Genomic DNA, 19,246 nt, shown 5'->3' with positions numbered 1-19,246 from the left:
CTGCGATGACCAGCTCGGCCCACGACGCCGGCAGCAGCGATTTCGAAACGCTGGCGCGGCAGTACTTCGGTGCCTGGGGCGATGCCCTGCGCCACGCGAGCACGTCCGGCGCACCCGCCGGCGGCGACCCCGGCAGCTGGCAACGGCTGTTCGACTGGTGGAGCCAGCTGTTGCCTGAACAGGGGCAGGGCGCGCCGGAGGATGCCGTGCGCCGTTTCCGCGAACAGGCCGGCAGCTGGTACGGCACCATGCAGGAAGTGGCTGCGCGTTTCGCCGGCCGCGATGCCAGCAGCGCCGAGGTGGCCCAGGCCTGGCGCGAGGCGGTGCAGGGGCAGGGCGATGGCATGCTGCAGTGGATGCTGCAGGGCGCCCGTGGCAGCACCCACGCCGGCGCCACCGTGCCCGAATTCGCCGCATGGCTGCAGCAGTTCCAGCTGCAGGCGGGCCCGTGGCTGCAGAGCCCGGCGTTCGGCCCCGGCCGCGAGCACCAGGCGCGCTGGCAGGCGCTGCTGCGGGCGCAGGAGGAGTACCAGCAGCATTCGCGCGCCTACGTTGATCAGATCAGGCAGGCGTTGGACGAGGCCTTCGCGTTGTTCGAGCAGCGTCTGGCCGAGCACGAACAGCCCGGCAGCCAGTTGACCAGCGCCCGCGCGATGTTCGACCTGTGGATCGAAGTGGCCGAGGAGGCCTACGCCAAGGTCGCCATGTCCGAACCGTTCCAGCAGGTGTACGCCTCGCTGGGCAACGCGCAGATGCGCCTGCGCGCCGGCCTGCAGCGCGAGGTGGAACAGATGAGTGAGCGAATCGGCCTGCCGACCCGCAGCGAGATGGACGCCGCGCATCGCCGTATTGCCGAACTGGAGCGCAGCCTTCGCCGCCTGCAGGCACAGGTGGCGGTGCTGGCGGGGACCGCCGCGGTCGATCCGGTGTCGCAGCCGGCACCGGCGAAGGTGAAGCCGGCCGCGCGCAAAGCCGCGAAGAAGGCCGCGCCGGCGAAGAAGGCGCCTGCAAAGAAGGTGTCTGCGAAGAAGGCTGCGTCTCGCGCGTCCACTCGGGCGCGTGACCGATGAAAGGACCGCTGGGCTTCAACGCCGATGACCTGATGCAGGAAACCCTGGCCATGCAGCGCAAGCTGATGGAAGGGCTGAAGCTGCTGCCGCAGGTGGAAGACGTGGACTATGGCGTGACCGCGCGCGAGGAAGTCTGGCGTGACGGCAAGGTGGTGCTGTACCGCTTCGTCGGCGAACAGGCACCGACCCGGCGCACGCCGCTGCTGATCGTCTACGCGCTGGTCAACCGGCCGTACATGGTCGACCTGCAGGCCGACCGTTCGCTGGTGCAGAAGCTGCTGGCGCTGGGCCAGGACGTGTACGTGCTGGACTGGGGCTACCCGGATAGGTCCGAACGCTTCCAGACCCTGGAGGACTACCTGCTGCGCTATATCGATGGTGCGGTGGACGCGCTGCGCACCCGCAGTGGCGGCCCGGTCGACCTGCTCGGTATCTGCCAGGGCGGGGTGTTCGCGCTGTGCTACGCCGCGCTGCGCCGGCAGAAGCTGGGCAAGCTGATCACCATGGTCACCCCGGTCGACTTCCAGACGGCTGACAACATGCTCTCGCATTGGGCGCGGCAGGTGGACGTGGACCTGCTGGTCGACACGCTGGGCAACATCCCGGCCGACCTGATGAATGCCAGTTACCTGATGCTCAAGCCATTCCGCCTGAACGTGCAGAAGTACGTCGGCCTGCTCGACATCCTCGATGACAAGGCCGCGCTGGAGGATTTCCTGCGCATGGAGAAGTGGATCTTCGATTCACCGGACCTGGCGGGCGAGGCGTTCCGCGATTTCATCAAGCAGTTCTACCAGGGCAATGGGCTGGTGAACGGCACGGTGCGGATCGGCGAGGAAGCGGTGGATCTGTCGCAGGTGACGCTGCCGGTGCTGAACATCTATGCCGAGCAGGACCATCTGGTGCCACCGGATGCCTCTCGCGCGATGCGCGGGCGTTTGGGCACGGACGACTACACCGAGTCCAGTTTCCGTGGTGGGCATATTGGTATCTACGTGTCCGGCCGCGCGCAGCGCGAAGTACCGGCCACGATCAATGGCTGGTTGAAAGCGCGCGATCTGTAGAGTCGAGCCATGCTCGACTGACTTGGGGGTGATGATGTACCGGATTTTGTTGATTCTTGCGGCACTGCTGACAGCACCACTTGCCCACGCTGCACCCAGTACGGATGCACGCCGGGAGATCGCCCAGCTGATCGCCAGCCTGGATGGCTCCCAATGCCGTTTCCAGCGCAATGGCAGCTGGTACGACGGCAGCGACGCGCGCGCGCACCTGCAGCGCAAGTACGATTACCTGCTGAAAAAGGGCATGGTGGACAGCGCCGAGCAGTTCATCGAGCGCGCTGCCAGCCAGAGCAGCATGAGTGGCAAACCCTACCGCATCCAGTGTCCGGGGCAGCCTGAACAGACCGCAGCCGCCTGGTTCGGCGCACGCCTGCAGGCCCTGCGCCACCGCACGCCGTAGACATGGGGGCGGTGTAGAGTCGAGCCATGTTCGACTGCCTTGTCCGTTTCCCGGAGCTGCCGCCATGAACACCACGCCCAAAACGCTGTCGCGCTCATTGAACGACCGCATGATTGCCGGCGTGATGGGCGGCATTGCCCATCGCTTCGGCTGGAATGCAACTTTGCTGCGGGTGATCTACGTGCTGGTTTCGCTGGCCTCCGCCGCCTTCCCTGGCATCCTGGTCTACCTGATCCTGTGGCTCCTGATCCCCAACGAGGCCGATTGAAGACTGGAGCAACGCCCTGGCCGATCTGGCTGCGCGCGCTGCAGGTGCTGGGCGCGGTGTGGACGTCACCCAATTCCCTGCTCGGCGTGATCGGCGGCCTGGCCGGCATGCTCGGCGGCGCGACATTGCGCTGGAGCGGCCGTGACTGCGCGCTGGTGTTCGACCACTGGCCGTGGGGGCCAGGCGGGGCGATCACCCTGGGGAACGTGATCCTGCACACCGGCCATGACCTGGGCATTTCCTGCCGCACCTATGCGCATCAGGCAGGGTGGGGCGTGGAGCCGCTGATCCGGCTGGATGATCACGAACGGGCGCACGTGTACCAGTACATGGTGCTGGGCCCGCTGTACCTGCCGGTGTACCTGCTGTGCGGCGGGGTGAGTGCGCGCAATCCGTTCGAACGGGCGGCCGATCATTTCGCCCGGTTCGGGCGTGGCTGGTGGCCGTAGTTTCCAGCCAACGGCGCAGCCCCTCGTGGGTGGTCGCGGAATGCGTTTCATGCGATTGGGCCGGGCGGGGTGGGTTCGCGGGACACGCCGTGAACCCGTCCCTGGGGGCTCGATGGCGCCTTGCTCGTGTGCGCAGTCCTGCGCACACGGCAAGACCGGGGTTGGGCGTCCTGCCCAACCCGCCCGAGGCATGCCTCGGGCCCATGGCGCCAACGGTCCCGCGAACCCACCCCGCCCGGCCCCTGACAGTTTCCGTGCGCGTCCAGCCACGGAGAAGAAATAGAACAGCAGAAGCGGGTCGCGCGCTGCGCTTGCTCGCCAGCGGGGCATGGCTTGGCTTGGCTCTACAGGAAGCAACAAATCAGCCGGCCAAGCTGTTTTGCTTTTGATCTTCTTTTTTCTTTTCCGTGGGGGGGCATCAGGAACCTGTCAGCGGCCGGGAGGGTGGGTGGGGCGGGGTGTCCGCGGCATGGATGCCGCGGCCAAGCCCCCAAGGACGGGTTCACGGCGTCCCCGCACTACCCACCCTTCCGGCCAGCCCCCGGGAAACCAGCTTTCCGCGAACAACCACACCACCCACGAGGGGCTGCGCCGTTGGCGGGAATCCCCCCACGGATTCGTTAGCCGGAAGTTAAAGATCCGTAAGCATTCTGCTGCGATCCCGCAGTCATTTGCATGCAACCGATCGTCATTAGCCTTCGTGACGTTCCAGTCAGGTTCGACGCGGTAAGCTCTCCCTCGATGAGCTCGCAGCATCGTTCATCGAGTGCAGTACGCAGTAGCAATTTGGAGGAATACATCACATGGCAATCGTTCTTTATGTCGGTGGTAGCAAGGATGGCGAGAAGGGCGTGGTGCCCTACGGCTTCAGCAAATCCCGCGCCGACACCGCGCTGGGGCCGGAGTTCTACACGGAGCGGTTCATGGAACTGCAGGGTGTCGGCAAGGTCCGCCTGATGGCCCTGGAAGGCATGCGTGACGAGATCGTCATGCAGCGCGCCGCCCGCCACTACCGCTGACCTTTGCAACACGCGGCAGGGCGCGCCCACCATCGCGCGCCCGCGCCGGCATCCCAGCCCAGGGCCAGTCCGAGCCCTCTCTCCGCCAGGATGCCGGCGTCCACTCCGGCCCCGCCGCTGAACCTCACCCCCTGTCAATGCCTTGTCCGGCTCCGTCGTGGATTGCCAGAATGGGATCTTCCCGTACCGCGGCACAGACCTGAAGCAATGCACGACGCCAAGAACGCCCAGAGCGCGCTCGCCCAGCAGATCGCCCAGACCATCGCCGACGAGATCGGTGCCCAGTCCGCCCAGGTGCGCGCCGCCGTCGGCCTGCTCGACGAGGGCGCCAGCGTTCCGTTCATCGCGCGCTACCGCAAGGAAGTGACCGGGGGCCTGGACGACACCCAGCTGCGCAACCTGGAAACCCGGCTGACCTACCTGCGCGAGCTGGAGGAGCGCCGTGCGGCGGTGCTGGCCAGCATCGGCGAGCAGGGCAAGCTCAGCGACGAGCTGCGCAACGACATCCTGGCCGCCGACACCAAGAGCCGGCTGGAAGACCTGTACCTGCCGTACAAGCCCAAGCGCCGTACCCGCGCCCAGATCGCCCGCGAGGCCGGTCTCGAGCCGCTGGCCGATGGCCTCCTAGCCGATCCCACGCAGGACCCGCAGGCCTTCGCGGCCGCCTTCGTCAACACCGACAAGGGCGTGGCCGACACCAAGGCCGCGCTGGAAGGTGCGCGCGCGATCCTGATGGAGCGCTGGGGCGAGGACGCCGCGCTGGTCGGCGAGCTGCGCACCTGGCTGGGAGAGACCGGCGTGATCCGTGCCAGCGTGGCCGAGGGCAAGGAAACCGAAGGCGCCAAGTACCGTGACTATTTCGAACATGCCGAATCTCTGGCGAAGATTCCTTCGCACCGGTTGCTGGCGCTGTTCCGCGCGCGCCGCGAAGAGATCCTGTTCCTGGAACTGGACCCGGGCAGCGATGCCGAGGCCGGCCACCAGTACGCCGAAGGCCGCGTGGCGCGCAGGGCCGGCATCGCCGACCGGGGCCGCGCCGCCGATCGCTGGCTGCTGGACGCCTGCCGCCTGACCTGGCGCGCCAAGCTGCACACCCATCTGCTGCTGGACCTGTTCAACCAGGCCCGCGAGAAGGCCGAGGCTGAGGCCATCGCGGTGTTCGGCGACAACCTGAAGGATCTGCTTCTGGCCGCACCGGCGGGCCCGAAGACCGTGCTTGGGCTGGACCCGGGCATCCGCACCGGCTGCAAGATCGCCGTGGTCGATGCCACAGGCAAGCTGGTGGCCACCGACACCATCTACCCGCATGAGCCACGTCGCCAGTGGGACCAGTCGGTGCAGACGATCAAGCAACTGTGCGCCAAGCACAACGTTGAACTGATCGCGATCGGCAACGGCACCGCCAGCCGCGAAACCGACAAGCTGGCCGGCGAAGCGATCAAGGCTGCCGCCAACCCGAAGCTGCAGAAGGTCGTGGTCAGCGAGGCGGGCGCCTCGGTGTACTCGGCCTCCGAGTTCGCGGCCAAGGAGTTCCCGGGGCTGGACGTGTCGCTGCGTGGCGCGGTGTCGATCGCGCGTCGCCTGCAGGACCCGCTGGCCGAACTGGTCAAGATCGAACCCAAGGCGATCGGTGTCGGCCAGTACCAGCACGATGTGGACCAGTACCGGCTGGCACGGGCGCTGGACGCGCGCGTGGAGGACTGCGTGAACGCCGTGGGCGTGTACGTGAACACCGCATCGGCCGCGCTGCTGTCGCGGGTGTCCGGCCTGTCGGCCACGGTGGCCGAGAACATCGTGCGCCATCGTGACGAGAACGGCCCGTTCAAGCGCCGCAAGGATCTGCTGAAGGTCGCGCGCCTGGGCGAGAAGACCTTCGAACAGTGCGCCGGCTTCCTGCGCATCGCCGACGGCGACCAGCCGCTGGATGCTTCGGCGGTGCACCCCGAAGCCTATCCGGTGGTCGAGCGCATCGTGGCCAGCACCGCACGCCCGATCAAGGCGCTGATCGGTGATGGCAGCTTCCTGCGTGGCCTGAAGGCCGAGCAGTTCACCGATGACACCTTCGGCTTGCCGACCGTGCGCGACATCCTGAAGGAACTGGAGAAGCCGGGCCGCGACCCGCGTCCGGAGTTCAAGGCTGCGCGCTTCGCCGAAGGCGTGGAGGACATCAAGGACCTGCGCGAGGGCATGGTGCTGGAAGGCGTGGTGAGCAACGTGGCGGCCTTCGGTGCCTTCGTCGATATCGGCGTGCACCAAGACGGCCTGATCCACATTTCGGCGCTGTCCGACACCTTCGTGAAGGACCCGCGTGACGTGGTCAAGGCTGGCGATATCGTCAAGGTGAAGGTGCTGGAGGTGGACGTGGCGCGCAAGCGCATCGCCCTGACCCGGCGCCTGGACGATACCCCCGGGCAGGCCACCAGCCGCCCGGGCCAGCGTGATGAGCGCGGCCATGGGCAGGGTCCGCGCCGGGATGCAGGCGGCCAGAACCGCGGGCCGAACCGGGGCCAGGGCAATGGTGGCCGTCCCGCCGCGTCCGCGCCCCCGGCCAACAACGCCCTGGCCGAGGCCTTCGCCCGCGCCAAGCGTAGTTGAGGACCGTGTTCCCCGTCACGCTTGATTCGTGGCGGGGGACTTGTCGATTTTCCCCGTGATTGCGCACACTTGCGCTTGAGGGGAGGCGTCCGGCCACCCCGCTGTCGCTGGGGAGGGCCATGACGCCAGCAGGACCCGTCGTCTTCGTTGAGGTCTGCAGCGTCGCGCTGCGGCCGCTGCCTGCCTGCGCGGGCCGGGGGCAGCGGTGATGGCGGGCCAGGGCACCAACGGCAACGGGTTGCTGGAGCGCCGCCTGCAGGCGCTGGCCGAAGAGCGTCGGCGGCTGGCGATGATCATCGATGGCACCGCCGCGGGCACCTGGGAATGGAACGTGCAGAACGGCGAGATGCGGGTCAACGCGCGCTGGGCCGAGATTGTCGGTTACCGCCTGGAAGAGCTGGAGCCGGTCTGCCAGAAGACCTTCCTGAAGCTGGTCCATCCCGATGACATAGCGCTGTCGGACGCGGCACTGGACGAGCATTTCGAGGGGCGCACCGACAACTACGCGTGCCTGCTGCGGATGCGCCACAAGAATGGCCAGTGGATATGGATCCAGGACCGTGGCCGCGTCTTCGAATGGGACGCGCAGGGCAAGCCATTGTGGATGGCCGGCGCGCATGCCGACGTGACCGAGCTGCAGCAGGCCCGACAGGATGCGGCCGAAACACGGCAACGCCTGCAGGCCGTGGTCGATGCCTCCGACGAGGTGGCGGTGATCGCCACCGATATCGATGGCACCATCACCCTGTTCAACACGGGCGCGCAACGCCTGCTGGGCTACAGCGCGGCGGATGTGGTCGGCCAGCGCCGGCTGGATGCCTTCCACGATCCGCAGGAACTGAATGCCTGGCTGCGACCGCTGGCCGATGCCGATGGCCAACTGCCAGATGTGTTCGAGGCACTCAGTGCGCGTGCCGATGGCCAGACCTATTCGCGGCAATGGACGCTGCTGCGCAAGGACGGCCAGCCACGCCAGGTACGCCTCTCGATCAGCCGCATGGACGGTGCCGACGGTGTACGCATCGGCTATGTCGGGATGGCCATCGACATCACCGAGATCCTGCAGGCGAGGGCCGAAGCGCGCTTGTCCGCGGAGAAGTTCGCCGGTGCATTCACCTCGGCTGCGCTGGGCATGGCGCTGGTGTCACTGGAAGGGCGATGGCTGGACGTCAACGATGCGCTGTGCCGGATCCTCGGCTATCCGCGGGAAGAACTGCTGCAGGTGGATTTCCAGCGTCTCACCCATCCTGATGACCTGCAGACCGACCTGGCCCTGGTGCAGGACCTGCTGGCCGGGCGTCGCAGCCACTACCACCTGGAAAAGCGCTATCTCGATCGCGATGGCAAGGTCATCTGGGCCCGATTGTCGGTCTCGCTGGTGCGCAACGAGCATGGCGAGCCGTTGCATTTCGTGTCGCAGATCCAGGACATCACCGCCCAGCGCAGCAGCGAGCAGCGGCTGTTCGAGAGCGAACAGCGCAGCCGCATCACCCTGGATGCCGTGGCCGACCTGGTGCTGAGCGTCAGCCTCGATGGCCGTATCGATTACGCCAATGCCGCTGCAGTACGCATGTTGGCCGGCGATGGCGCGTTGTCGCTGGCCGGACACAAGGTGCAGGATGTGCTGGCGCTGACCACCGAATACGCGCCGGGTTCGGTGCTGGACGTGTCGGTACTGCTGGATCCGGACAGCAATGCGGTCGACCTGCATGCCGACCTGCTGCTGCGCCTGGGTGCCGCCACGGTGCCGGTGGACCTGACCCGCGCCTGGTTGCGCGATGACGAGGGCCACGTGCGAGGCGCGGTCTGGGTGCTGCGCGACGATACCCAGCAGCGTGCCCGCCAGCGCGAGGCGCGTCATCTGGCCGAGATCGATCCGCTGACCGAACTGAGCAACCGCCGTGGCTTCGAGGTGCATCTGCAGCAGGCGATCACCCGCGTCGAACGTACCGGCCAGGCCGCGTCGCTGATGTACATCGATCTGGACCGGTTCAAGCCGATCAACGATACCTGGGGCCATCTGGCTGGCGATGCGGTGCTCTGGGCAGTGGCCAGTGTTCTGCGTCACGGGGTGCGCGATTCGGATGTGGTGGCGCGGCTGGGCGGCGATGAGTTCGCGGTGATCCTGTCCGGTTGCACGCCGCGTCGTGCAGCGCGCATTGGCGGCGAGCTGCTGCATACCCTGGCGTCGCTGTCGATTCCGTGGGACCAGGACCGGTTGCGGGTAGGGGCCAGCATCGGCATCGCGCCGCTGGCCGGAGGGATGAGCGTGGACCAGGCGGTGGCCGCGGCCGATGCCCAGTGTTACCGGGCCAAGGCGATGGGCCGCAACAACGTGCAGGTGCAGGGCGAGGCCAGTGAGCTGCCGGGCGATGATTCCGAGGTCGTCGAGGGCTGATCTCAGCCTGTGAGAGGGCGGGCGCAAATACTCCGCGCACCTCCTCTCTTACAGGTGATCCCATGAATGTCTGCAACCCGATGGCGGTGCGTGCCTTCGCCCCGGCCCTGGTCGGCTGGTGCCTCGCGCTGGCCGCCTGCCTGCGTACGGAACAGCTGCGCGGCGACCTGCACGCGCAGGCCTTGCTGCCGGTGCTACAGGGCGGGGCGGTCGCCCTGCTGGTGTTCACGCTGTCCTGCATCGGTGCCGCCAGCATCGTGCTGTGGCGGGCGGGCAGGAAGGAAGTACCGCCTCATGCTTTTGATGCTCAGGCCCATGCTTCACGGGAAGGCGCAGAGATCACCTGAAGGGAAAGAGATGTTACCTGTCGATATAACGCCTGCAACACCACCCTTTGCATTGATGCCGTTGCAGTTTCCAACACCCAAGCGACGATTCTGAATGAACCGGTTGGAGCGGAATGTTGCCGTGGTACCGCCCGATGTCTCAAACACCGCCCCACCATAGTTCGCACCGCTTACAGCATTGTTTTCTGCAAGAAAGCGCTGTGAACCCTGTACGACGTCGATACCCCATTCGCCAGGGCGTTCAATCACCGAGTTCTTGATGGTGCAGTCGACGCAGTTCACCAGATAGATGGCGCTGGCGCCGGAGTCGATGACGCGGGCGCCATCAATCATGACGTTGCTCGAGTTGTAGATGGCCATCTCGCCATCGCCCCCCGGGCCATCCTTGCGGCCGGTCAGCTGCCCATAGAGGATGGTGACGTCGCGGGAATCGGTGATCCACAGATTCGGGTCTGCCACATTGTTGCCCGCTATGCCGTTGGCACGCATGAAGGTGTCCCATATATCCACACCTTTCCCGCCCACGACACCAGTGCTGATCTGGAAGCCGACGATATCGAGGCTCCAGATGATGATGCGGTCCTGATGATAGGCCAGTACACCGAAGTTTCCGCCTGTACCTTTGGACAATGTGAAGTTGTGCAGCATGGTGCCGCTGCCGAGCCCGATTGCCTTCTGTGGGGAGCCATGGGCGGAGATCACGACGTCGGCCATGCTCGCACCCAATCCCTCGATGGTCGTGCCGGAGGGTACTTCAAGTGGTGCAGGCCCAGTGACGTAGGCGCCAGGCCGCAGGCAGATTTTCTTGCCAGGTGCGGCTGTCACTGCGGCAGCAAGGTCACCACCACTGTCGAGAGTGAGATCGCATGCCGAGGCCTGCGCAGCACCGGTCAGGCCTATGGCAAAGAGTACGGCGGAAATGCGTTGTTTCATTATGGGTTCCTTCCGTGGAGTGGTTGAAGTTGCATCCAAGATACCGCAGCCGACCGGCTTGACGTCAACGCAGAACTTCATCCGCACTGACCAGCTGCACATCGTGCATCTGATTGAGGTAGGCCTCGTAGTAGCCCTTGTGCGAGGCACCGACGATGGTCAGCATGCGGGTGCCCGGGTGCTGGCCGAGCACGTCGCGCATGTTGGCGACCATGCGCAGGTTGCGGGTTTCCCAGTAGCCCACGTAGTTGCGGCCGAAGCCTTCCGGCGAGGGTTCGACGAGCGTCGCGCCGAAATCGCTGTTGAAGGCCAGCATCGCGGCCTCGGGTGCGTTGTAGGCGCGATACATCGCGAGCAACCCATCCGGTTGAGCAAGATTGGCTTCCAGTCGTTCATCGGCCGCCCTGCGCGCTTTGGCGAAGGAATTGTCCCAGGCACCGCGTATGGCGGCAGCGTAGGCCTTCTGCTGCGATTCCGGTGTAGGCGAATCCGCAGTGTGGTCGTCGACCGCCCACAGCCGCTCCAGCCCCAGGCGCGCGGCGAGGACGCCGGCCACCAGGCCGGCCTCGTTGCGGCGTGCCATGCGCGTGTCGAGGAACTGCACCAGCTCCGGTGTCAGGCTGTCCGAGGCACGTCGCTCTTCGCTGGGCAGCCGCAGCCATTGGACGACTGCCGAGCTGCTCTCGCCCGCAGCCAGGAACACTGCGGCCAGTCGGCGTCGCTGGGCGGCGGTTGGCGCCTTCGGCCAATCCGCAAGCAGGCGTTCCATCTCCACGTTGGCGCTTGGCACGTCCAGGCCGGTGGCGGCCTGCGCCGGTGCCGGATCGACGCAGTAGTCCGCTACGCTCTCGGCGTATCGGGCCGGATTGCGGCGCATGAAGTCACACTGCAGGCCGGACAGGTTCTCCACTGCGATCGCGGTGGGCCGCCAGGCTTCCAGACGCTGCAGCAGAGGTTCCAGCATCGCCGGCGTGAAGGTCTCCGGCAGGCTGGACAGCTGCGGGCTGCCCAGCACCAGCACTTCGTTCGGGCGCCCTGCGGGCGGTCCCTTCAGCTGGTCCGGGTGGAAGGCCGGTCGATAGGCGGTGTCGTTGGCCAGCGCGCTGCTGCTGCACACGGCCAGGAAGAGAAGGCTGGCAAAGCGAGGGAACATGCGATCTCCATGTCGATGAGCATCCTGCGGGACCTTCATGCTGGTCATATTCTCCTGCCGCGGAATCCCGCATTGGTCATGTAAACCTTTTTGCCTTGAGCTGCATCCTTCTGCTGAGCGATGCTGTACCCAGCGCTCAGGCAATGCAGAACATGACGTCCGACGACTGGACCATCGACAGTCCGCGGCTGCACCTCCGGCCATTCGCGCCCGGTGACGCCGACGAGGCATTTGCGGGAATCACCCCCGGGCTGACCCGCTACATGTCCTTCGAGCCGCCGCCGTCGAAGGAGGCGTTTGCTGCTGTCTGGCGAACGTGGCTGCCCACCATCGCCGACGGGACCGACATCACGTTCGTGATCCGCAGGCGCGAGGATGGTGTATTCCTTGGCCTGGCAGGCCTGCATCGAGCCCGTGACGCAGAACCCGAACTGGGCATCTGGATCGCAGAAATGATGCATGGGCACGGCTATGGTCGCGAAGCCGTGGCGGCGGTGTGGTCGGCCGCCTCAGGGCGCCTGCGCTGTGCTGCGTTCCGCTATCCGGTGGCCGAGCAGAACCGGTCCAGTCGTTCCCTCGCTGAGTCCCTCGGGGGACTGCCTGTAGCACGTGAGCAGGGCGTGAAGTACACGGCAATCGTCTACCGCATTCCGGCTGCAATGCACGGAGTTGCGACGGACGTCGCGGAATCCCGCTAAAGCGGCTGACGGCATCGCCGATACTCCCTCTGGATCCCGCTCCAGTCACCCGCCGCAGGACCCCAGGCTGCCCCCGATGGGCGGTCCGCGCAGTGTGTTCCGCCGCTCCCAGATGCCGATCGCACCCGCAGCAGACGTTCTTGGCAGTCGCTCGAGAGGTGCCGTTGGCACCTGTAGTCCCTGGCAACTGATGTTGCCGCCGGGCATCCCGCCCGTCGGGTCACAACCGCTTACCGGACACCGAGGATCAGACAATGCTCATTCCAGGCTTCACGGCAGGCGCGCAGGCGCCGGCCGAGCTGCACACCCGTTGGTCGCCGTGGCGTGCGCTGCTTGGCGTACTGGCGCCGCAGCAACGCACCGGCACAGAGAAGGCGATGACCGACCGCACCGAGCTGGAAGCGCAGGTGGCCGCGCTGCATCGCGTGCAGGCCGTCATCGAGTTCGCGCTCGACGGCACCATCCTGCAGGCCAATGACAATTTCCTGCAGGCGATGGGCTACCGGCTGGAGGAGATCCAGGGCAAGCATCATTCCCTGTTCGTCGACCCCGAGCTGGCGCGCAGCGCCGAATACCGCGACTTCTGGGCGCGCTTGGGGCGCGGCGAATACGACGCCGGACAGTACCGCCGCTTCGGCAAGGGCCAGCGCGAGATCTGGATCCAGGCCTCGTACAACCCTGTACTGGACCGCCAGGGGCGGCCGTACAAGGTGGTCAAGTTCGCGACCGACATCACCGCGCAGAAGCTGCAGGCGGCCGACTCGGCGGGGCAACTGGCCGCGATCACCAAGTCGCAGGCGGTGATCGAGTTCAGCATGGATGGCCGCATCCTGTCGGCCAATGACAATTTCCTGGCCGCCACCGGCTACAGCCTGGACGAAGTGCGCGGGCAGCACCATTCGTTGTTTGTCGAGCCCGAGCATCGCAGCAGCATCGAATATCGCCAGTTCTGGGAGAAACTGGGGCGCGGCGAATATGACGCCGGCCAGTATCGGCGTCTTGGCAAAGGCGGGCGTGAGGTCTGGATCCAGGCGTCCTACAACCCGATCCTGGACCTCAATGGCAAGCCGTTCAAGGTCGTCAAGTACGCCACCGACATCACCGCGCAGGTGCATGAAAACCAGGCCATGCAGCGCGCGGTGGCGCAGACCCGCGAGGTGGTGGCCGCGGCCAAGCAGGGCGATCTGACCCAGCGCGTGGCCACCGCCGACAAGAATGGCTCGATCGCCGAACTGTGCGAAGGCGTGAATTCGCTGGTCGAGGCGATGGCCGCGATCATCGGCCAGATCAAGTTCGCCGCGGACACCATCGCAGTCGGCGCGACTGAAATCGCACAGGGCAACAGCGACCTCTCGCAGCGCACCGAGCAGCAGGCGGCTTCGCTCGAGGAAACCGCGGTGTCGATGAAGGGCCTGGCCGAGACCGTGCAGCGCACCGCCACCAACGCGCGCCAGGCGAGCCAGCTGGCCGGTGGAGCCGCCGATGTCGCTGCGCGCGGCGGCAGTGTGGTGCATGAGGTGGTCGAAACGATGGCGGTGATCAATGCCTCGTCGCGGCGCATCGTCGACATCATCGGGGTGATCGACGGCATCGCCTTCCAGACCAACATTCTCGCGCTGAACGCAGCGGTGGAGGCGGCGCGTGCCGGTGAACACGGCCGTGGATTTGCCGTGGTTGCCACCGAGATCCGCGAGCTGTCGCAGCGTTCGGCCAGCGCAGCGAAGGAGATCAAGCACCTGATCGATGAGTCGGTTGCCAATGTGGGTGCCGGCACGGCGCAGGTTGAGAGCGCGGGCCGCACCATGGACGAGATCGTGACCAACGTGCGCCGGGTGAGCGACCTGATGACCGAAATCAGCACTGCCTCGCAGCAGCAGAGCGACGACATCCAGCAGATGAACCATGCCGTCGATCTGATCGACCAGGGCACCCAGCAGAACGCGGCCCTGGTGGAGGAGGCGTCGGCGGCGGCACGCAGCATGGAAGAGCAGTCGGCGCAGCTGCTGCAGACGGTGGCCAGCTTCCGCTTGCAGGGCGGCGCCGGGCACCGGCACGGAGCGGCGGCGCTGCATGCGGTCTAGGCGCGGCGACCGGACTGTTCTTCCTTGGTTTCGGTGTCGCCGCGTACGCAGTTGCGACCGGCATGCTTGGCGCGATACAGGGCCTGGTCGGCGCGTTCGACCAGGCCGCGCGGATCGCCGTCTTCGCCGGGTGCCTGCCAGGCCACGCCGATGCTGATGGTGACGGTGGCCACGGGGGCGGGCAGGGCTGCGGCTTCGACCGAAGCGCGCAGCCGTTCGCCCAGGCCCAGGGCGTGGGTGGCATCGGGCGAGGGCAGGGCGGCGATGAACTCTTCGCCGCCATAGCGGGCCAACAGATCGTCGCCCCGTTGCAGGCAGCCATCGAGGATGCCGGCGACGGCACGCAGGCGCCGATCACCTTCCGGATGGCCGTAGGTGTCGTTCAGCCGTTTGAAGTGGTCGATGTCGATCATCAGTACCGCCAGGCCCTTTCCCTGGCGGCGCGCGCGGCGGTGGGCCCGATCCAGCGACTCATCGAAGCTGCGCCGGTTGCCCAGTCCGGTCAGCGGATCGCGCCGTGCCAGCGTTTCCAGTTCATCGCGCTGGCGCTGGATCTCGACCTGGCTCAGCACGCTGCGCAGCGCATAGCCGAGCAGGGAGCCGATGAAGCCGACCGTGGCCAGGGTCGGCTGCAGGCGCGCGACCAGAAGCGCCACCAGCATCAGCAGCAAGGGCAGCATCAGTGGTACGCCGGCATCGACGATGCGCCGCAGGCTGCGGGATACCTCCACTGCCGGGTAGCGACGATGGCTGCCCGCCAGGGTGGCCAGCAGCACGAACAGTCCACTGATCAGCAGGTCGCCCCAATTGCCGTCGGGCACCTGCGGCTGATAGGTATTGATGTAGAAGGCCAGCAGGAAGTAGCCCAGCGCGTAGATCGTCAGCGTCCGGAAAAAATCGCGGCGGTCCGGATCGTCCTCGGCCAGGAAACGGATCAGTGCGAAGCAGAACACCAGGCTGTTCTGCACGCCGCTCATGGTGTTCAGGCACTGCGTCCACAAGGCGGTGTTCAGCGGCGCCATGGCCCGCGCATGCAGGTAGTACAGCAGCCAAAGCAGGGCAATGATCCCGAGGTCCACCGCACGGATGTAGCGGTTCCCGCCGCCCGGGCTTGCAGCGACGTAGGTCAGGGGGATCCGGTAGAACACGTACAGGATCAGTGTTGAGGCGGTCATTTGCGCAGGGGCGAGGCCGGCCACATTGCGGTACAGCAGGGCCAGCAGCGCGAGAGAGAACAGGCCGACGGCCGCGCCGAGCAGTCGCCACTGGCAGGCCGCCTGGCTGACGCGTGCACGCCGTACGCAGGCCAGTGCAGCCAGCAGCGGGGCGGTGATCAGCATCAGGTAGGAGCCGACCGGGTCCTGCGGGCCGACAAAGGCAATGACGAGCGCGTGCGTGACGAGAAAAAACAGTGCAGCACGCAACGTCATGCAGTCCCCCACCCCCGGATCCGGCGGGATCACGATAGGCAGATGTACGTGAGGCTGGCAAGAAAAGTGTGCACTACGTCTAGCGACAACCCTGTCAGCGGTCGCAGTTTTGCGTCAGCACAGTGACACCGGAGCGGCTACATGGGCCTGCATCGCCCGAAAAGCAAAAGGCCAGGTCATGGACCTGGCCTTTGATGCTGTGGTGCCGGTGAAAGGACTCGAACCTTCATGGGGTCACCCCCGGCTGATTTTGAGTCAGCTGCGTATACCATTCCGCCACACCGGCAGGCAGCGTGTGAGTGTAACCGAGGAGGGCAGGGCTTTCATAGGGGCAAGGCAGATCGAGGCGTTTCCTGTCGGCATCGGCTCTGCGATGGCTATACTGCGCCGGCTTGAATGCCTCCAGGAGCCATAGCCGATGACAGTGTTGCAGGACCTGAGGGTGCTGGTGGTCGAGAACGACGAGATGAGCGCGGCCTTGCTGCAGATGCAGCTGGTGCATGCCGGCGCGACCGTGGTCGGGTTGGCGGCGAGCGTGGCTGAAGCATTGCGCGTGCTGGAAGACTCGGTCCCCGATGTGGCCCTGCTGGACTATCGCCTGGCCCGCAACGAGACCAGCGAGCCGGTGGCGGCAGCATTGTCGGCGCGAGGCGTACCGTTCGTGCTTGCCACCGGAATGCTGGCTGAGCAGCTGCCCGAGTCCATGCTGTCCGGAGTACTGCTGGTCAAGCCGTATCTGTCGGCGGACCTGACCCGGGCGCTGAGCCGTGCGGTGGGCCGTTCCAGCGCAACGGCGTGAGAACGGCGCTTCAGCCGGCCTCCTCGTACAGGTAACGGATGTCCTCGCGGTCGTCGAGGATGCTGTACTGCCCGGCCAGGTTGTCCGGATCGGGGTTGAGCCACGCATCGAGATGCTCCCTGCGGATCGGTATCACGCCGCGATCGTGACCTGCCGCGGCGACATCGCGTGGCGGGGTGTCGGTGATCGTGGCGAATGAGAGCAGGCGTCCTTCCGGTCCCTCCCATTCCGCCCAAAGGCAGGCCAGAAGCAGGTCGCGGGGCGGGTCCGGGCGAAACTCCAGCACCACATCCTGTTCCTTTTCACTGGCGCCAAGCGCGCGCCCTGCGATCGCGTGGCGTGGTACGTGCTCATAGAACGCCTGCACCACGACAACGCCGTGGCGAAGGCCGAACGCGCCGCGCCAATAGCCTTCCAGGCTGTCGCGTCGTGCGTTGTAGGTGCCGGGGTAGAGCACGTCGTTGCGTGCCGGCTTGTCCGGCAGCCGGCATTGGTAGCGCATCGGCTTGATCACCCGTCGGCCGCTCTCGCTGACCATCACCGGCGCGTAGGTGCCGGGAAAAATGTGGTTGTCGCGCGGCAGTAGTTGTACCCGGTGCAGGTCCTCAAGCCGGGCCTGGGCGCGCTCGATGCGGTTGCCGGCCACGCGCAGGTCGTTGCGTGCCTTCTGGGTGGGGCGGGTGGCGAGCGTCGCGTGGGCGATATCGCGGCGCTCGCGTTGGCGGGCCAGCTCCGCCTCGAGATTCTGGCGTTCCTGCGCATGCCACTGCTGGATCTTCGCAACGATGTCGCGACCCTGTTCGGTGCGCGCGCCGGCAAAGCCGTCGTCCATGGCCTTGGGGGTTTTCGGCCGCTTCTTGCCGGGATCGTGCGCGTACAGTTCGGCGAACTCCTCCAGCGACAGGATGGCACCGAACTCGCGGACCAGCTTGGCGTAGTCAGCGCGGATCAGGGCGGAATAGCACATGGGAACTCTGCAGGCCTGGGTCGCAGTCGTTGCGACGTGGATGCGGCAGGATAGCCCGACCTACAGGGAGATACCGCATGAATGATTCCGTCAGCTGCCAGTTCCGCGAGGCTGTCCCCACGGTCGAAGACTATTGCCAGCTGCGTGTGCTGGCGGGCCTCAGTGCCAAGAGCCAGGAGGCGGCGGCACGCGCGCTGCCCAATACCCTGTATGGCGTGTGCGCCTACCAGGGCAATGAGCTGGTAGCGATGGGCCGCATCGTCGGCGATGGTGGGTGCCACCTGCAGGTCTGTGATATCGCCGTGCTGCCGCGCCTGCAGGGGCAGGGCCTGGGCAAGGAAGTGATGCGTCGCCTGGATGGCTGGATGCAGGCGAACCTGCCGCCGTCTGCATACGTCAGCCTTCTGGCCGATGGTGAAGCGCACCGGTTGTACGCGCAGTTTGGTTTCGCACCCACCGCACCTGCATCGATCGGGATGTATCGCCGGTTCTGAGGTGTGTTCAGGCTGAGGCCATCCATGCGTGGCATGGATCTACTGGGCCAACCGGCCGCCGGATCCATCCCGGCCCTGCAGTAGATCCACGCCATGCGTGGACAGGGCTTTCCCGGGAATCTCAGGCAAAGAAAAACCCCGGCCGAAGCCAGGGTTTTCAAGAATTGGCGTCCCCACGGGGATTCGAACCCCGGTCGCCACCGTGAAAGGGTGATGTCCTAGGCCTCTAGACGATGGGGACGCACGAAAACTTCAAGTTGTAGATCCTTCGACGGCCTAATGTCGAAGTGGTGGAGCCAAGCGGGATCGAACCGCTGACCTCCTGCATGCCATGCAGGCGCTCTCCCAGCTGAGCTATGGCCCCATGAAACTCCGGATGATCTGCCGGGAGCAGAGTCCGTTTTGAAACTGGCGTCCCCACGGGGATTCGAACCCCGGTCGCCACCGTGAAAGGGTGATGTCCTAGGCCTCTAGACGATGGGGACGCACGAAAAACTTCAAGTTGTAGAACCTTCGACGGCCTAATGTCGAAAGTGGTGGAGCCAAGCGGGATCGAACCGCTGACCTCCTGCATGCCATGCAGGCGCTCTCCCAGCTGAGCTATGGCCCCGTGTTACCGAGCCGCCTATCATACCTGCGTGTTCACGTTTGTGGAAGTCTTTTTTGAACTTTTTTCGTTCCGGTTCAACCGCAGCCACGAGGGCAGGGGAACCGCAACGCCACACCCTGAATACCGGTAGGCGGTGAACAAAAAAGACCCGGTTATCGGCCGGGTCCTCGTTGTTCGTGATGAGTGGCGTCCCCACGGGGATTCGAACCCCGGTCGCCACCGTGAAAGGGTGATGTCCTAGGCCTCTAGACGATGGGGACGCAATTCTCATCAATGTTCTTTAGCGACCTTTCGACGGCCTAATGCCGAAAGATTGGTGGAGCCAAGCGGGATCGAACCGCTGACCTCCTGCATGCCATGCAGGCGCTCTCCCAGCTGAGCTATGGCCCCACGTCGCTGAGGAGCGAAATAATAGCCTTGCCCCAGGGGGTTGGCAAGCATTTGTTGCACTTTTCTTCACGCGTGTTGCGA

The 19,246-nt window shown here is 65.8% G+C and carries 17 protein-coding genes and 7 tRNA genes; 13 read left to right on the top strand and 11 right to left on the bottom strand.

The genetic code is table 11. The features are described from left to right. Nucleotides 1–5: 5 nt before the first annotated feature. The 9 genes from phaE to H4O10_RS09730 all read left to right on the top strand — a co-directional run bounded on the left by phaE (nucleotide 6) and on the right by H4O10_RS09730 (nucleotide 9,610). On the top strand, nucleotides 6–1,070 hold the full coding sequence (gene phaE / locus H4O10_RS09770) for a class III poly(R)-hydroxyalkanoic acid synthase subunit PhaE (RefSeq protein WP_049454804.1): 1,065 nt from the start codon (nucleotides 6–8) through the stop codon (nucleotides 1,068–1,070). Continuing rightward, a complete protein-coding gene (gene phaC, locus H4O10_RS09765; RefSeq protein ID WP_049454802.1) occupies nucleotides 1,067–2,134 on the top strand; it encodes a class III poly(R)-hydroxyalkanoic acid synthase subunit PhaC in 1,068 nt (355 codons plus the stop codon). Before phaE ends, phaC begins: the two co-directional genes overlap by 4 nt. 31 nt (nucleotides 2,135–2,165) lie before the next feature. Further along, nucleotides 2,166–2,534, top strand: coding sequence for a YfeK family protein (locus H4O10_RS09760; protein WP_005413813.1), 369 nt, complete (start codon nucleotides 2,166–2,168; stop codon nucleotides 2,532–2,534). Between the two features lie 64 nt (nucleotides 2,535–2,598). After that, nucleotides 2,599–2,802, top strand: coding sequence for a PspC domain-containing protein (locus tag H4O10_RS09755; protein WP_005410087.1), 204 nt, complete (start codon nucleotides 2,599–2,601; stop codon nucleotides 2,800–2,802). Beyond that, nucleotides 2,799–3,251, top strand: coding sequence for a hypothetical protein (locus H4O10_RS09750; RefSeq protein ID WP_033833143.1), 453 nt, complete (start codon nucleotides 2,799–2,801; stop codon nucleotides 3,249–3,251). Before H4O10_RS09755 ends, H4O10_RS09750 begins: the two co-directional genes overlap by 4 nt. A gap of 803 nt (nucleotides 3,252–4,054) precedes the next feature. Beyond that, nucleotides 4,055–4,270 carry a hypothetical protein gene (locus H4O10_RS09745; protein ID WP_005410085.1) on the top strand — a complete coding sequence of 72 codons (216 nt, stop codon included), beginning with the start codon at nucleotides 4,055–4,057 and terminating at the stop codon, nucleotides 4,268–4,270. A gap of 207 nt (nucleotides 4,271–4,477) precedes the next feature. Continuing rightward, nucleotides 4,478–6,865, top strand: a complete 2,388-nt coding sequence (locus tag H4O10_RS09740) for a Tex family protein (RefSeq protein ID WP_033833940.1) — start codon at nucleotides 4,478–4,480, stop codon at nucleotides 6,863–6,865. A 208-nt stretch (nucleotides 6,866–7,073) separates the two neighbouring features. Beyond that, nucleotides 7,074–9,263 carry a PAS domain S-box protein gene (locus H4O10_RS09735; protein ID WP_005410083.1) on the top strand — a complete coding sequence of 730 codons (2,190 nt, stop codon included), beginning with the start codon at nucleotides 7,074–7,076 and terminating at the stop codon, nucleotides 9,261–9,263. 62 nt (nucleotides 9,264–9,325) lie between these two features. Continuing rightward, the gene (locus H4O10_RS09730; RefSeq protein ID WP_049453095.1) at nucleotides 9,326–9,610 is read left to right on the top strand and encodes a hypothetical protein; all 285 of its coding nucleotides are present in this window, start codon (nucleotides 9,326–9,328) and stop codon (nucleotides 9,608–9,610) included. Here H4O10_RS09730 and H4O10_RS09725 read toward each other — a convergent pair. Both H4O10_RS09725 and H4O10_RS09720 read right to left on the bottom strand, forming a co-directional pair. Then, the gene (locus H4O10_RS09725) at nucleotides 9,584–10,543 is read right to left on the bottom strand and encodes a right-handed parallel beta-helix repeat-containing protein (RefSeq protein ID WP_161801836.1); all 960 of its coding nucleotides are present in this window, start codon (nucleotides 10,541–10,543) and stop codon (nucleotides 9,584–9,586) included. The genes H4O10_RS09730 and H4O10_RS09725 overlap by 27 nt on opposite strands. Before the next feature lie 64 nt (nucleotides 10,544–10,607). Next, nucleotides 10,608–11,696, bottom strand: a complete 1,089-nt coding sequence (locus H4O10_RS09720; protein WP_049453091.1) for a DUF5694 domain-containing protein — start codon at nucleotides 11,694–11,696, stop codon at nucleotides 10,608–10,610. A 152-nt stretch (nucleotides 11,697–11,848) separates the two neighbouring features. Here H4O10_RS09720 and H4O10_RS09715 point away from each other — a divergent pair, with 152 nt between their 5' ends. Together H4O10_RS09715 and H4O10_RS09710 are read left to right on the top strand one after the other, a co-directional pair. Further along, nucleotides 11,849–12,394 (top strand): GNAT family N-acetyltransferase, encoded by a 546-nt coding sequence (locus H4O10_RS09715; protein WP_049453099.1) that lies wholly within the window; start codon nucleotides 11,849–11,851, stop codon nucleotides 12,392–12,394. 254 nt (nucleotides 12,395–12,648) lie between these two features. Continuing rightward, the gene (locus tag H4O10_RS09710; protein ID WP_049453089.1) at nucleotides 12,649–14,475 is read left to right on the top strand and encodes a methyl-accepting chemotaxis protein; all 1,827 of its coding nucleotides are present in this window, start codon (nucleotides 12,649–12,651) and stop codon (nucleotides 14,473–14,475) included. Here the strand turns inward: H4O10_RS09710 and H4O10_RS09705 are convergent. Together H4O10_RS09705 and H4O10_RS09700 are read right to left on the bottom strand one after the other, a co-directional pair. After that, a complete protein-coding gene (locus H4O10_RS09705) occupies nucleotides 14,472–15,905 on the bottom strand; it encodes a GGDEF domain-containing protein (RefSeq protein ID WP_088470097.1) in 1,434 nt (477 codons plus the stop codon). The genes H4O10_RS09710 and H4O10_RS09705 overlap by 4 nt on opposite strands. A gap of 200 nt (nucleotides 15,906–16,105) precedes the next feature. Further along, nucleotides 16,106–16,191, bottom strand: a tRNA-Leu gene (locus H4O10_RS09700). Between the two features lie 132 nt (nucleotides 16,192–16,323). Here H4O10_RS09700 and H4O10_RS09695 point away from each other — a divergent pair. Then, nucleotides 16,324–16,704 carry a response regulator gene (locus H4O10_RS09695; RefSeq protein ID WP_005410076.1) on the top strand — a complete coding sequence of 127 codons (381 nt, stop codon included), beginning with the start codon at nucleotides 16,324–16,326 and terminating at the stop codon, nucleotides 16,702–16,704. 10 nt (nucleotides 16,705–16,714) lie between these two features. Here the strand turns inward: H4O10_RS09695 and H4O10_RS09690 are convergent, their stop codons facing one another. Then, complete coding sequence (locus H4O10_RS09690; RefSeq protein ID WP_180845630.1) at nucleotides 16,715–17,671, bottom strand: SOS response-associated peptidase family protein; 957 nt, start codon at nucleotides 17,669–17,671, stop codon at nucleotides 16,715–16,717. Between the two features lie 77 nt (nucleotides 17,672–17,748). Here H4O10_RS09690 and H4O10_RS09685 point away from each other — a divergent pair, with 77 nt between their 5' ends. After that, complete coding sequence (locus H4O10_RS09685; RefSeq protein WP_005410074.1) at nucleotides 17,749–18,165, top strand: GNAT family N-acetyltransferase; 417 nt, start codon at nucleotides 17,749–17,751, stop codon at nucleotides 18,163–18,165. A 165-nt stretch (nucleotides 18,166–18,330) separates the two neighbouring features. On the opposite strand, the gene H4O10_RS09680 is transcribed toward H4O10_RS09685, so the two are convergent. The 6 genes from H4O10_RS09680 to H4O10_RS09655 form a co-directional block, all read right to left on the bottom strand. Beyond that, nucleotides 18,331–18,406, bottom strand: a tRNA-Glu gene (locus H4O10_RS09680). A gap of 47 nt (nucleotides 18,407–18,453) precedes the next feature. Next, nucleotides 18,454–18,529 (bottom strand) — tRNA-Ala (locus H4O10_RS09675). 45 nt (nucleotides 18,530–18,574) lie between these two features. After that, nucleotides 18,575–18,650: transfer RNA gene (locus H4O10_RS09670), tRNA-Glu, on the bottom strand. Between the two features lie 49 nt (nucleotides 18,651–18,699). Then, a tRNA-Ala gene (locus H4O10_RS09665) sits at nucleotides 18,700–18,775 on the bottom strand. 184 nt (nucleotides 18,776–18,959) lie between these two features. Next, nucleotides 18,960–19,035 (bottom strand) — tRNA-Glu (locus H4O10_RS09660). A 54-nt stretch (nucleotides 19,036–19,089) separates the two neighbouring features. Continuing rightward, nucleotides 19,090–19,165 (bottom strand) — tRNA-Ala (locus H4O10_RS09655). Between the last annotated feature and the right edge of the window lie 81 nt (nucleotides 19,166–19,246).

It is taken from the genome of Stenotrophomonas sp. I18B00994 (genome assembly GCF_014145825.1).
GTDB classification, from domain to species: Bacteria; Pseudomonadota; Gammaproteobacteria; order Xanthomonadales; family Xanthomonadaceae; genus Stenotrophomonas; species Stenotrophomonas maltophilia.
Note: the sequence above shows the minus strand (reverse complement) of the source record. Positions and strands in the feature narration are given on the sequence as shown.